This is a genomic window from Streptomyces sudanensis (genome assembly GCF_023614315.1).
Lineage (GTDB): Bacteria > Actinomycetota > Actinomycetes > Streptomycetales > Streptomycetaceae > Streptomyces > Streptomyces sudanensis.
Window position 1 is genome coordinate 5,126,704 of sequence record NZ_CP095474.1, and the last position, 12,538, is coordinate 5,139,241.

General features: G+C 77.4%; 12 protein-coding genes and 2 pseudogenes. 6 read left to right on the top strand and 8 right to left on the bottom strand.

From position 1 onward, the window contains the following. Nucleotides 1–70: 70 nt before the first annotated feature. Both MW084_RS23750 and MW084_RS23755 read right to left on the bottom strand, forming a co-directional pair. Nucleotides 71–460, bottom strand: coding sequence for an ATP-binding protein (locus MW084_RS23750; protein ID WP_010473812.1), 390 nt, complete (start codon nt 458–460; stop codon nt 71–73). Continuing rightward, on the bottom strand, nt 396–911 hold the full coding sequence (locus MW084_RS23755; protein WP_010473813.1) for an STAS domain-containing protein: 516 nt from the start codon (nt 909–911) through the stop codon (nt 396–398). The genes MW084_RS23750 and MW084_RS23755 overlap by 65 nt, the downstream gene beginning before the upstream one ends. Nucleotides 912–1,171: 260 nt before the next feature. Between MW084_RS23755 and MW084_RS23760 the strand changes: the two genes are divergently transcribed. The 3 genes from MW084_RS23760 to MW084_RS23770 are packed head-to-tail and all read left to right on the top strand — an operon-like array spanning nt 1,172 to nt 4,346. After that, nucleotides 1,172–2,839, top strand: a complete 1,668-nt coding sequence (locus tag MW084_RS23760) for a PP2C family protein-serine/threonine phosphatase (protein WP_029553685.1) — start codon at nt 1,172–1,174, stop codon at nt 2,837–2,839. Further along, on the top strand, nt 2,836–3,963 hold the full coding sequence (locus tag MW084_RS23765) for a cobalamin B12-binding domain-containing protein (protein ID WP_010473100.1): 1,128 nt from the start codon (nt 2,836–2,838) through the stop codon (nt 3,961–3,963). Before MW084_RS23760 ends, MW084_RS23765 begins: the two co-directional genes overlap by 4 nt. Then, nucleotides 3,960–4,346: an STAS domain-containing protein gene (locus MW084_RS23770; protein ID WP_010473098.1), complete on the top strand. Its 387-nt coding sequence runs from the start codon at nt 3,960–3,962 to the stop codon at nt 4,344–4,346. Before MW084_RS23765 ends, MW084_RS23770 begins: the two co-directional genes overlap by 4 nt. A 79-nt stretch (nt 4,347–4,425) precedes the next feature. Here MW084_RS23770 and MW084_RS23775 read toward each other — a convergent pair whose 3' ends face one another. Further along, nucleotides 4,426–4,848 (bottom strand): DUF6003 family protein, encoded by a 423-nt coding sequence (locus MW084_RS23775; RefSeq protein WP_010473096.1) that lies wholly within the window; start codon nt 4,846–4,848, stop codon nt 4,426–4,428. A gap of 324 nt (nt 4,849–5,172) precedes the next feature. Between MW084_RS23775 and MW084_RS23780 the strand changes: the two genes are divergently transcribed. Then, the gene (locus MW084_RS23780) at nt 5,173–5,622 is read left to right on the top strand and encodes an SRPBCC family protein (RefSeq protein ID WP_010473094.1); all 450 of its coding nucleotides are present in this window, start codon (nt 5,173–5,175) and stop codon (nt 5,620–5,622) included. Between the two features lie 352 nt (nt 5,623–5,974). Here MW084_RS23780 and MW084_RS23785 read toward each other — a convergent pair whose 3' ends face one another. Next, a complete protein-coding gene (locus MW084_RS23785; protein WP_029553684.1) occupies nt 5,975–6,232 on the bottom strand; it encodes an HU family DNA-binding protein in 258 nt (85 codons plus the stop codon). A 268-nt stretch (nt 6,233–6,500) separates the two neighbouring features. Next, complete coding sequence (locus MW084_RS23790; RefSeq protein WP_010473092.1) at nt 6,501–7,253, bottom strand: alpha/beta fold hydrolase; 753 nt, start codon at nt 7,251–7,253, stop codon at nt 6,501–6,503. 782 nt (nt 7,254–8,035) lie between these two features. Here MW084_RS23790 and MW084_RS23795 point away from each other — a divergent pair. Then, nucleotides 8,036–8,782 carry a hypothetical protein gene (locus tag MW084_RS23795; protein ID WP_010473091.1) on the top strand — a complete coding sequence of 249 codons (747 nt, stop codon included), beginning with the start codon at nt 8,036–8,038 and terminating at the stop codon, nt 8,780–8,782. Nucleotides 8,783–9,266: 484 nt separating this feature from the next. On the opposite strand, the pseudogene MW084_RS23800 reads toward MW084_RS23795, so the two are convergent. From MW084_RS23800 to MW084_RS23810, 3 genes and pseudogenes are all read right to left on the bottom strand, one after another. Beyond that, nucleotides 9,267–9,590 (bottom strand): annotated as a pseudogene (locus MW084_RS23800) (hypothetical protein); the annotation flags it as partial. A gap of 1 nt (nt 9,591) precedes the next feature. Beyond that, nucleotides 9,592–10,984, bottom strand: a pseudogene (locus tag MW084_RS23805) (serine/threonine-protein kinase); the annotation flags it as partial. A 109-nt stretch (nt 10,985–11,093) separates the two neighbouring features. Continuing rightward, nucleotides 11,094–11,825 carry an SDR family oxidoreductase gene (locus tag MW084_RS23810; RefSeq protein ID WP_010473089.1) on the bottom strand — a complete coding sequence of 244 codons (732 nt, stop codon included), beginning with the start codon at nt 11,823–11,825 and terminating at the stop codon, nt 11,094–11,096. 86 nt (nt 11,826–11,911) lie between these two features. On the opposite strand from MW084_RS23810, the gene MW084_RS23815 reads away from it, so the two are divergent. Then, nucleotides 11,912–12,538: helix-turn-helix transcriptional regulator (locus MW084_RS23815; protein ID WP_275563776.1), on the top strand; the 627-nt coding region annotated here is incomplete at its 3' end.

Consider the following 12,538-nt stretch of genomic DNA (forward strand, 5'->3'; position numbering starts at 1 on the left):
CGGCCCCCGCGGGCACCGCCGCGAGGCCGCCGGGAGCGCACCGGCCGCCCGGCCGGTGCCCCGCGCGGGATCAGCGGGACGCGACCACGGCCGTGATCGTCTTCCCCCCGGGGGCCGGCGTGACGGTGACGGCGGTGCTGAGGCGCCGGATCAGGGGCCAGCCGTAGCCGCCGGGGGTACCGGGGCCGTCGCGGGGAACGGTGCGGGGCGGGACCGGCGAGCGGTCGGTGACGCTGATGCGGACGGCGTCCCCGTCGAGCGAGACGTCGAAGCCGCTGACCCCGCCGCCGTGCCGGAGGGCGTTGGTGACCAGTTCGGAGGTCACCAGGAGGATGTCGTCGAGCACCGTCCCGGACGGCGGGCCGGCCCCGGCGGAGAGGAGGCGGCGCACGTGGTCACGCGCCGCCCCCGCGGTGGTGGGGCGGTGCGCACGGCTCGTCGCGGTGTCGGGGGCCGCCATGCTCTCCTCCTTCGCTCTCGTCGTCTTCCCGTCGTCCCGCTCCGTCTGCCCGCCGCGGCGGACCCGATACCGGCCGCACCTCCCCGTGTTCCCCGCCGGGCGCCGCCCGGGCGGCCGAGGCGGCCGCGGTCACCGAGTCGACGAAGGTGAAGGAGCCGGTGGTGTCGGTCACCTCCAGCAACCGGGCGACCGGCGGGCTCGGCCGGACCAGGAGCAGCGGCGTCCCGGCCGCCCGGTGCTCTCCCGCCGCCCGGAGGAGGACGTGGAGGAAGGACGAGTCGGCGAAGGTGACCTGGGACAGGTCGAGGACCGTCCCCGCGGGGGCGTCGCCGGGTGCCGGTGCGAGCGCGCGGGCGAGGTTCTCGGCCGAGTCGAAGTCGAACTCGCCGCTGACGCGCACGATCCGCAGACCGGCGGCCGTCGTCGTCAGGACTTCGGGGTCATCGCTCATCGGAGCATCATCCCATCGCCCCGTTCCGCCCGGGAGGGCAGGCGGGGGCGACGCCTCCCCGCCGCCGCGCCCCGAGGCCGGCCGNNNNCGCCNGGCCCCGCGCGCACGGCTGCGGGGAGGGCGCGCGCCGCCGCGCCGCGCGGCGGGAACGGGAGGTCCGCCGTCCGCCCCGGCTTGATGGCCCGACGGTGCGTGAGCGATGGTGGAGAGCCTTGTCCTCCAGTGGAAGGTGGTGAGGCCCGACTGCCGGGTCTCCACTCATGACGACTTCCGAGGGCGCCACGCCCCTACAACCAGGTTCCACCCGCAGTGTGGGCACTTCCTGGACGCACGCGCCGTACCCCGCCTTCGTCGCGGACGAGAACGGCGGGATCGTGCAGGCCAACGACGCCGCGGCCGCCCTGTTCCCCGGCGCGGCCCCCGGGGCGCTGCTCGACGGCACAGTCCCCCGGTGGCTCGCCGAGGCGCACCGCGACCTCGCCCGGCGCGGCGGCGGCGACGGGGTGCCGGGCCGCCCGGTCCGGGGCCGGCACGGCTCCCTCGCACTGGAGGCGCACCCCACGTCCGGCGTGGACGGGACCGTGGTGTGGTGGCTGATCGACGACACCGACCGGTTCCTCGCCGAGCGGGCCCTGCGCCACGAGCAGGAGCGGACCGCGTTCCTCGCCCAGGCGTCCACCCGGCTGCTGGCCTCGCTGAACGTGCAGCGCTGCATGGAGGTGGCGGTGGAGCTGGCGTCCGCCTACCTGGCGGACGCGGCGGTCCTGATCGCCCCGGCCGGCGGCCGGCGCCACCCGCTGGCGTCCTGTGTCGGCGGGGCGGCGGCGCGGTACCGGACGGTCCGCGTCGACCCCGCCGAGGTACCCGGGCTCAGCGAGGCCCTGCAGGGCTTCCCCCCCGTCCCGTCGCGCTGGATCGACCCGGCGTCGCTGCCCCCGTGGGCGGTGCCGGACGGGTTCGGCACCCGGGCGGGCTCCGCGGTCGTCACCCCCCTGCCCGGGCACGGCGTGCCGGCCGGGGCGCTGATCCTGCTGCGGCACGGCGACCGGGAGGCGTTCGACGCGGCCGAGGAGGTCTTCGCGGGCCTGTTCGCGGCACGCGCGGGAGCGGCCCTGTCCGCGGCCCGGCTCTACACCGAGCAGGCCGGCATCACCGCCACCCTGATGGCGGAGCTGCTGCCGCCCCCTCTCGCGCAGGTCCGCGGGGTGGAGTTCGCCGGGGGATACCGGCCCTCGCAGGACACCGAGCGGATCGGCGGCGACTTCTACGACGTGCACCCCGCCGCCGAGGAGGGCCAGGAGACCCTCGCCGTACTCGGTGACGTGTGCGGGAAGGGCCTGGACGCGGCCGTCCTGACCGGCAAGATCCGCAACACCCTCCACGCGCTGTTCCCCCTGACCGACGACCACGAGCGCGTGCTGAGGCTGCTCAACAGGGCCCTGCTCAACAGCCGCCACTCGCGCTTCGCGACCCTCGCCCTGGCCTCCGTCGTACGCCGCGGCGGCAAGGTCCGGCTCCGGCTGACCAGCGCGGGCCACCCGCCGCCGCTGATCGTCCGGCACACCGGCGAGGTCGAGCAGGCCGACACCCGGGGCACCCTCATCGGCGCGCTGCCCCAGGTCCGGGCCGTCACCGCCCACGTGGAGCTGGCGCCCGGCGAGACGTGCCTGCTGTACACCGACGGCATCACCGAGGCCAGGGGCGGCCCCCTCGGCGACGTCCTCCTCGGCGAGCAGCGGCTGAGCGCGGCACTGGCCGAGTGCGCCGGGATGCCCGCCGAGGCGATCGTCGAACGCGTCCAGATGCTCGCCACCGAGTGGGTCGGCGGCAACCCGCACGACGACATGGCGCTCCTGGCCATCACCGCCCCCAACGGGGCGCAGCTCACAGCCGTGGACGGCCGCACTCCGGGCAGGTACACGGCATGACGCAGACCGACACGCGGACCGGCGGCGGCCACGCCCCGGACGACCGCCTGGCGCGGGCGCGCGCCGAACTGTGGCAGGCCGTGCAGGCGCGGGACGAACACGCCGCCGGGAAGGTCGCCTTCGGCCTCCTGGACGACGGGATCACCGCCGAGAGCGTGCTGCTCGACGTCATCGCCCCCGTCCAGACGAAGGTGGGGACCGAGTGGGCCGCCGACCGCATCAGCGTCGCGCAGGAGCACGCCGCCACCGCCATCCACGAGCGGATCATCGCAGCGATGGCGCACCGCGACCCGCCCCCGGCGGACACGGCGCACGCCGGGCGGGTGACGGTGACGGTGGCCTGCGTCGACGGCGAATGGCACGCGCTGCCCGCGAGGATCCTGGCCGAGGTGCTGCGGGACCGCGGCCACCGGGTCGACTTCCTCGGCGCCCAGGTCCCCACCCCCCACCTGGTCGAGCACCTGCACCGGACCGCGCCGGGCGTCCTCGCCCTGTCCTCCTCGATCCCGACCCGGCTGCCCCGGGCGCACGCGGCCGTCACCGCCGTGCAGGCCCTGGGGATACCCGTGCTCGTCGGCGGCGCCGCCTTCGGCCGCGACGGCCGCCACGCCCGGCTCATCGGCGCCGACGCCTGGGCACCCGACGCCCGTACCGCCGCGGACCTCCTCGCCCGGGGCCTGCCCCGGCCGGTCCCCTCGGTCCTGCGGCAGGCCGGCGACGACCTCCCGCACCTGGCCGACCAGGAGTACACCCTGGTCACCCGCGCCAAGAGGCAGCTGGTGAGGAGCACCCTCGCCGGCCTGGAGGAGCGGCTGCCCGCCATGCGCGCGTACACCGCGGCGCAACGGGAGCGCACCGCCGAGGACGTCGCCCACATCGTCGACTTCCTCGCCACCGCCCTCTACACCGACGCGCCGGAGGTGTTCACCGACTTCGTCGACTGGACCGGCGACGTCCTCGAAGCGCGGGGCGTCCCCGCGGCCGGCCTGCTGCCCGGCCTCGACCTCCTCGCCGAGGAGCTGAAGGACTTCCCGCGCGCGCTGGGCGTCCTCACCCTCGGCCGCGACACCGTCGACACCCGGGGCTCCCGCCCCCCGACCCCCGTCCCTGGAACACCCACATGACCACCTCGCCCGACGACTCCCTCCGGCTCACCGTCACCGACGGCGGTCGCGAGCTGTGCCTCGCCCTCGCCGGCGACCTCGACTACGACACCGCCGAGGACCTGACGCACGCCGTACGGGAGTACCTCGCCGAGCATCCCGCCCCGGACGTCCTGAGCGTGGACTGCGCGCGGCTCGCCTTCTGCGACTCGACGGGCCTCGCCGCCCTGCTGATGGTCCGCCGCCTCACCGCCGGCACGGGCACCGCCCTCCACCTGCGCGACCGCCCGGCCCTCCTCGACCGCCTGCTGGAGCAGACGGGCACCTTCGACCACCTGGTCGGCACGGGCCGGGCGGGCGAGCGGGACACGGAGGCGCAGACCCGCCCACCGCGGCAGCCCTGACCGGCCGGGCACCCGCACGCGCCGGGCGGGCGCCCCGCCCGGCGGGGAGCGCCCGCCCGGCTCCCCGCCGCCCGCCGCGTCACCGGGCGGCGGCCGCCACGGTCGCGGGGTCCTCGCCGGTCAGCTCCACGATGCGCTCCAGGGGCACGCCGGCCGCGATCGCCCGGCCCAGCAGGGCGTCGCGGCCGTCCGCGTACTCCCGGTAGGCCAGGAGCTGCTCCTCGATCCCGGCGAGCGACTCCGGGGCGGTGCGGTGCCGCAGCCGGTTCAGCTCGTCGTCGCCCAGGGGCACCGGCAGCCGCTCCGCCCCCTCCGGAATGGCCGCCGTCTCCTCGGGCGGCACCAGCCGGAGCCGCGGGGACGTCGCCGTGACGCCGTGCGCGTCGAACCACGCCCGTACGGCGGGGGTCTCCAGGCACGCGAGGTCGCCGACGGAGGCCGGCGGCACGCCCAGCGGACCCGACGGGTCGTCCAGCAGGAACAGGTAGGCGTCGTCGGTCACCTGAGCCTCCTTCGGGGGAGCGGTCGTGGGGGTTCGCCGTCCTTCTACCCCGCCGCGGTCCGATCATCGTCGGCGGGGACCGCGCGTCACACCCCTGCCACCGGCCCTTCGCGGCCACCGGTTCCGCGCCTGGGAAGCCGCCGCGCCGAGTGGGCCGGATAGGCCGTACGGGTCGGGCCGGTTGGGCCGGACGGGTCGAAACGGGCCGGAGACGGCCCTTGCGGCCGTCATGGCGTCCGGATACGGGGGTATGCGGGCATCTCCGGCAAACGAAGCCCGCGGCCCCGCCCAGGGGCCGCGCCGAACCACAGGAGGACCACCCGTATGTCGCAGGTCGAGGAATCCATCACGGTCGACGTCCCGGTCCGCACCGCGTACAACCAGTGGACCCAGTTCGAGAGCTTCCCCGAGTTCATGGAGGGCGTGGAGCGGATCGAGCAGGTCACCGACACCCTCACCCGCTGGACCACCAAGGTGAACGGGGCGGAGAGGTCGTTCGACGCCGAGATCACCGAGCAGATCCCCGACGAGCGGGTGGCCTGGACGACCGTGGGCGGCGAGGTGAGGCAGGCCGGCGTCGTCACCTTCCACCGCATCGACGACACCACCACCAAGGTCATGCTCCAGATGGACGTCGACCCCGAGGGCTTCGTGGAGACCGTCGGCGACAAGCTCGGCTTCGTCAAGCGGCAGGTCGCCGGCGACCTGAAGCGCTTCAAGTCCTTCATCGAGAGCCGGGGGTCCGAGACCGGCGCGTGGCGCGGCGAGGTCTGAGCCCCGCCCACCGGCCGCACCGCCGTCCGGCGGAGCGGCACCACCGCGGCCCGGGCCGTCCGGAAGCGTCCGGACGGCCCGTCCGGCTGCGCGGGGCCGTACGGAGGGCCGTCGCCCCCGGCCCCGGGGCCCGGCCGTGCGGGAGCGGGGGCCGTTCCCGGCGTTCTGCCCCAGCCGCGGATGGCGGTGCCCGGCCGTACGGCCGCGCTACGACGCGGCGCCGGGGCGGGGGACGGCGCCGGCCGTCACCTCCGGGCGCCGGCGGGTGCCGTTCCGGCCGCCGGGGCGGACGGGGAGCCCGGCGGCACTCCGTCCGGCGGGGAGCGGGCGCTGCCGCGTCACCTCCTCGCCGTCAGCCGACGTCGCCCTTGAGGTACTCGTTCAGCGCCTGCCCGGGCCGCAGGACCGCCGTCCCGTCCTCCAGGTGGAAACTGCCGAAGCCCATGAGGCTGACGCTGCGGTCCCGCCGCAGCCCCTCGGCCAGGGCCCCCGCTTCCGTCACCGTGCCGAACAGGGCCTCCAGCACCCGCTCGACGTCGCCGGCCGGGATCTCGCCGCCGTGTTCCGCCGCCTTGCGGGCCGTTGCCTCCGCCAGTTCTGACCTGTCCACGAGCAGCTCCAAGATCCGTCGCCGGGATGCGGGCCGGCCGGGGCCACCGTGGCCGCCGGCTCCCTCGACGCTAACGGCAGGACCACCGGGCGCGCACAGCCACAGGTCTCCGGCACGGCCGAACGGGGCAACCCGCCGCTCACGGCCCCGCGCCGGCCGCCCGCCCCGGGCGCGTCCCCGACCCGCAGCCCGTCCCGTCCGCCCCGTCCGCCCCGTCCGTCCCGGAGAGGTGCGGGCCGGCACCCCGGGCCGGGGTACTACGACCGCCTCACCCGCGCCGTCCCGCCGTGAACGCCCCGATCAGCGCGGCCACGGCGTCCGGCGCGCTGTAGTGGGCCGCGTGCGCGGCGCCCCGGACCTCGGCGACCCGCCCGTCGGCGACCGTGCGCGCCACCCGCCGTGCCCAGGCGCCCGACGCGACGGGATCGGCGGCCCCGCGCACGACCAGCGTCGGCGCCCGGACCCGGGACAGGTTGGCCTCGAAGGCCCCGGCCGCGTCCCGCAGGGCGTGGCGGAAGGACACGGCGAAGCGCAGCGGACCGGTCAGCAGGTAGTCGGCCATCGCCACCCCGAGCAGGGACAGCGGTTCCCGGGGCGCGTCCGCGAGGAGCTGCCCCGCCTGGCGCCAGCCGGACGCCCCCGGTTCGAGCGCCGGCCCGATCAGCACCGCCCCGCGCACCAGGCGGGGGTGGCGGGCGGCGACGGCCGCGATGACCTGGCAGCCGACCGAGTTGCCCACGAACAGGCACGGACCCAGGGAGAGCCGCCGGTGCCAGTGGGCCACCGCGTCGGCGACGGCTCCGATGCCGGGCGCGCGGCGTGCCGCCGCCCGCGACCGCGCGGTGCCCGGCAGGTCCGGCACGAGCACGCTCGCCCCGCCCGCCGCCAGCCGCCGCGCCAGCGGCACGAAGTACCGCCCCGAGATACCGAGTCCGTGCACCAGCACCACCGACGGGGCCCCCTCGTGCGGCGGGGGGCCGAACCGTCGGGTGAAGAGCCCGGCGTGCCGTGTCTGTTCCATGTCTCCACTACCGTGTCGCGTCGGGTGCCGGCGGGGGAGCGCCGTGTGCCGTCGCAGACGTGTGCCCGCCGCGGGCCCGCTCATGAGCGGGTGCGGCCCTTCCGCACGCCCCCGCCGGTTCCCGGAAGCCCGGTACGGAACCGCTCCCTTCGGCCACCCGCCCGGCGGGCCGCGGCGGCCCCGGCACCGGTCCACGTCCGCGGCGTACTCGACTGCCCGTCAGTTTGCTTGCCGCGTAAGCACGTTGCCTACACTCCGGAGTGTGGTGACCGCATGCACGGCGACGGCCCGGCCTTCGACGGCCGGCTCCTCCCCGCACGGGCGCGGACCGCGACGCGGCACCCGTACCCCGGCCCGGCGGGCGGGGCGCTCACGGCCGCGCCGCCCACCCGCGTACCCGGACGCGACTCCGGACCCGGACGCCTCCCCCGTCNCCGCCGGTGCCCGCCCCGGCGCCACCCCGTCCGGAACACCGCCGGCGACGGCGGACACCGGCCGTCACGCCACCTGCCCGTGCGAGGGCCGCCACCGGCGACGGCGCGGCGCCCGCCCCGGGCGGGAGCCGTCGCCGGGACCGGCGGTAACGGCCGCCGTTCGGGGAACACGGCCGACGACGCGGAACCACCCTCCGGCCGGGAGGCCGGAAGGCCGGGTGAGGACCNNNGGGTGGGAACGCGCGCCTCCGCACCCGGGGGAGCACGGCACGACCACCGGGCGTTGCACTCTGGGACGGAGCGTTTCGCGTACGTCCGTCACGCCGCCCACGCGATGAGGAGGACTCCATGGACGCCGCCGGAGAAGGACGGCAGCAACTGGACGCGGTCAGCGTCCTCAACGCGAGGAGAACGCTCCTCCAGCTCCTCGGCCGGGCGGGGGTCCCCTCCGGCGAGGCGGAGGAGCTGGTCGAACTCGTCGAGGCCGGTGCCCTCGCCCTGGCGCACCGCGAGATCGGCGGGAGCGGGCGGACCGCCCCCGGGGACAAGGGCGAGCCCTACGAGTCCGGGTGGCTCGACGGTGCCCGGGCCGTCGCCGACGAACTCGGCGACCTCGCCGAACGGGCGTTGCGGCGCGCCGTCGCCTCCGGTCCGTCGGACGCCTCCCCGGACCCGCGTCCTCCCGCCGGGAGGGTGGAGGTGGAGCGGGCGAAGGCGGCGGTCGTACCGCTGTACCTCTCCCTGACCACCGTCTCCGACCTTGATCCCGAGGTTTCCGAACAGGTCCTCGCCGCCGTCCTCGGGACCATGGGCCCCCGGGAGCGGGCCGGATACGCGGGGCGGCTGGCGGAGTTCGCCGAGGCCCATCGCGCACGCCTGGAGCGGTCGTACGCGGAGTACGGGCCGGGCAGCCCCATCGCGATCCACGGCCGCTACTCCCTCCTCCACTCACCGGCCAGTCCCGCCGTACTGGAACGGCTCGCCGCGGCGCCGGCGGCCCTGCGCGAGGAGTGGGACGCGGCCGAACTGCCGCCCGCGTGGCTGGAGGGGCTCGCGGCGGCCTGGGACTCGTCGGCCGGGGGCGCCTCGGGCTGACCGCCGGCCGTCCGCGCGGGCCCGGGGCGCGCCGCCCCGCGGCCGACCGGAAGGGAAGGGCGCGTCCGGCGGGAGGGGACGGCGAACCGCTCGCGGCGGTACGGGGGGGGGATGGAGGCGCGGGACCGGGAGGGGCGCGGCGGCGCTCACCGGGGGCGCGCCGCGGTGCCGGACCCGGGGCGAGCGGCACGGCCGGGCGCGACCGGTTGGCGGGCACCGGAGGGGGCCGGTGCGCGGTGCGACCGGTGCGCGGACGTCCCGGCCGGAGCGGCCGGAACCGTCGGCGGGTGCCGCAGTGTGCGAACGGGCCGCATCCGCCCGGCGGCGATCATCGCCCCGTACCGGCGGCCCGCCGCCCGCCCCTCCCGGGCCCGCCGGCCGGGTCGCCCGCGGGCAGCGGGCCCGCCGGCCGACCGGGAGCCGGTACGGGAGCCCGTACGGGAAGCCCGTACGGGTGGCCGCGGGGCCGGGGCTTCCGCCCGCCTCAGTTCTTCTGCTTCTTCGGGGACTTCGCCTTCCCCGGCGGGAGTTCGCCCGCGTCGCGGCCCGGGCCCTCCACCTCCGGGGCGTTTTTGGCGCCTTGGCCGCCTTCCGCGTCGCGGCCGTACTCCTCGCCGTCGCGCTCGTAGCCGCCGCGCCGGCCGTCCTGGCCGTACCGGTCCTGCGGGTCGCCCGGCTCCGCCCGGGAGACGGGGGGAGCCGGGGGAGCGGAGGCCCGGTATCCGCCGGTGGCCGAACGGTCCTCCCGGGGCGATCCGGCGGTGGCGGGGGAGGCCGCCGGCGGATCGGGGTCGGGAGCCGGTGCGGANAGGCGAGGGGGAGAGGCCTCCCGGCCGCCGCGTCAGGCGGCGTCGGGGAGGGCGCCTGCTCCGACGCCGCCTGACGCGGCGGCCGGGAGGCCGACCCTTCCGCCTCGGCGGTCCGGTCGCCGATCGAACCGGTGAGCGTGACCGCGAGGGCGGTCAGCACCGCACCGGCCGTCAGCACCGCCCGGTCGGCACGGAACGGGGCGCGCGCGGAGCCGGCGGGCCCGGCGTCCCCGGTCCTTCCGGCAGCTTCCCCGCCGGTCTCCGCCCCGTCCGCCCGGCCGGCACCACGGACCCGGGCGGACGGGGGGAACGACCGCAGGGTGGCGTCCCCCGCCTCCATCCCGCCCCGCGCGGCCCCGCCCGCACGGGGGAGCGCCGCGAGGGGCGCGCCCGGCGGTACGTCGGCCAGCGCCCGCGCGCAGGCGGCGGCGTCCGGCCGGCTCTCCTCGTCCGTCGCCGTCATGGCCGCCACCAGCTCGGCGAGGTCGTCCGGCAGGTCCGGCGGGACGACCGGCGGCCGGTGCAGCCGCGCGACGGCGGCCTCCAGGGGGATGCCCGGGTACTCCACTTCGCCCTTCAGGCACTCCAGGAGGACCAGGCCCAGGCTGTAGACGTCCGCGGCCGGCCCCGCCCCCCGGCCCAGCACCTGCTCGGGCGCCACGTACGCCGCGGTCCCCACCAGCGCGCCGGCGGCGGTGTGGGTGGTGGAGTCCAGCAGCCGCGAGATGCCGAAGTCGGTCAGGTACGGGGCGCCCGAATCGTCCAGAAGGATGTTGGAGGGCTTGACGTCGCGGTGCACGACGTGCGCCGTGTGCACGTGTGCCAGCGCCGCGGCCAGGGCGGATCCGATGCGGCGGACCTCCGCGGGATCGAGGGGGCCCGCGGCGATGCGGCGGCGCAGCGTCGTCCCCTCGACGAGCTGCATCACCAGGTAGGGCCGCCCGTCCTCCTGGCCCGAGTCGTACACGGTCACCAGGCCGGGGTGCTGGAGCTGGGCCAGCAGACGGCCCTCGTCGTCGAAGCGCTCCTCCGGCTGGCCGTCGCCGTCCGGGCGGAAGACCTTGACCGCCACCGGCCGCCGCAACCGCAGGTCCAGCCCCTGGTACACCTCGGCGGTCCCGCCGCGTCCCAGCAGTTCGTCGAGGCGGTAGCGGCCGGCGACCACGTGGGCCGTGAGCCGCCAGTCCGGTGGGGTCGACCACGGGCGGACCTTCATCTCTGCTCCCTGCGCTCTGCCGTCACCTGCCGTCCGCCCGCCCACCCGCCGTCGTCCCGGACGCGTCCGGTCCGTGTCCGACTCCTGCCCCCTGCGGTCTCCGCCACGGGGGTGCCCGATCGTGAGCCCGTTCGTGCGCGAGCACGGACTACGCGTGCCCCGTGAGTCCGCAGGCATCCGCAGATCCCGCGGCCGATCCGAACCGGCCCCGGTGCGGAACGCCGCCGCACGAGCGGTGACGGCGGACCGGGACCACCGGTCACCCGGCTTCCCCGCCCCGCCGCCGTCACACCAGGCCGCCGTCGGCCACGAGGTTGTGACCGGTCACCCACGCGGCGTCCGGGCCGAGCAGCAGGGCGACGGCGGCGGCGACGTCGGCGGGCGTGCCCACCCGGCCCAGGGCGGTCAGCCCGGCCACCCCCGCCACCGCCTCCGGCGGGGCGCCGGCACGGAGCATGTCGGTGTCGGTGGGGCCCGGCGACACCGTGTTGACCGTGATCCCGCGCGGCCCCAGCTCCCGGGAGGCGACCCGGGTGAGCTGCTCGACCGCCGCCTTGCTCGCCGCGTAGACCGACTCGCCCGCGCTGGGCCAGGCGGTGGCGGTGGAGGAGACGTTCACGATCCGGCCGCCGTCGCCCATCCTGCGCGCCGCCGCCCGCACCGCGAGGAACGCGCCGCACGCGTTGACCGCCATCACCCGCTCGAAGACCTCCGCGGTCAACTCGTCGACCCGCGTGTGGTCGATGACGCCCGCGTTGTTCACCAGCGCCGACAGCGGGCCCGCGGCCCTCTCGTCGAACACCCGGTCCGCCGTCGCGAACAGCCGCTCCACCTGGTCCGGGTCGGCCGAGTCCGCCCGCACGGCGACGGCCCGCCCGCCGCACGCCTCCTCCACCTGCCGGGCCGCCCGCCCGTCGGAGGCGTAGCCGAAGACCACCGTGGCGCCGTCGCGGACGAGCCGCTCGACCACGGCCCGCCCGATCCCGCGTGATCCGCCCGTCACCACCGCCGCGTGCATGGATGTCCCCTTCCGTCCTGAGTGGCCCCCACGATGGCAGCGATCGCGGAAACCGCGCTTCCGCGATGCGGGTGAGACTGCACCACATGACCAGGAGAGACCCCGCGGCGCGGCTGCTGCGTCTGCTGTCGCTGCTCCACACGCGCGCCGACTGGCCGGGCCCGGAGCTGGCGGGCCGGCTCGGAGTCAGCACCAGGACCGTCCGCTCCGACATCGGACGGCTGCGCGGCCTCGGCTACCCGGTGTCGGCCACCCCCGGTACGGCGGGCGGCTACCGGCTGGGCCCCGGCGCTCGGTTGCCGCCCCTGCAACTGGACGACGAGGAGGCCGTGGCGGTGGCGATCGGCCTGCGCACCGCGGCGGCCCAGACCGTGGGCGGCATCGAGGAGACGTCCCTGCGTGCCCTCGCCAAGCTGGAGCAGGTGCTGCCGGCCCGGCTGAGGCCCCGTGTGGCCGCGCTGGCCGCCTCCACGGTGCCGCTGCCGGGGAACGGGCCGGCCGTGGACGCCGGTCTGCTGGCCGCCCTGGCCGCCGCCTGCCGGGACCGGCGGCGGCTGAGGTTCGACTACCGCGACCACGCCGGGAACGCCACCGTGCGCGACGCCGAACCGCACCGCCTCGTGTCGACCGGGAGACGCTGGTACCTGGTGGCGTGGGACGTCGACCGCGACGACTGGCGGACGTTCCGCGTCGACCGGCTCGCGCCGCGTACG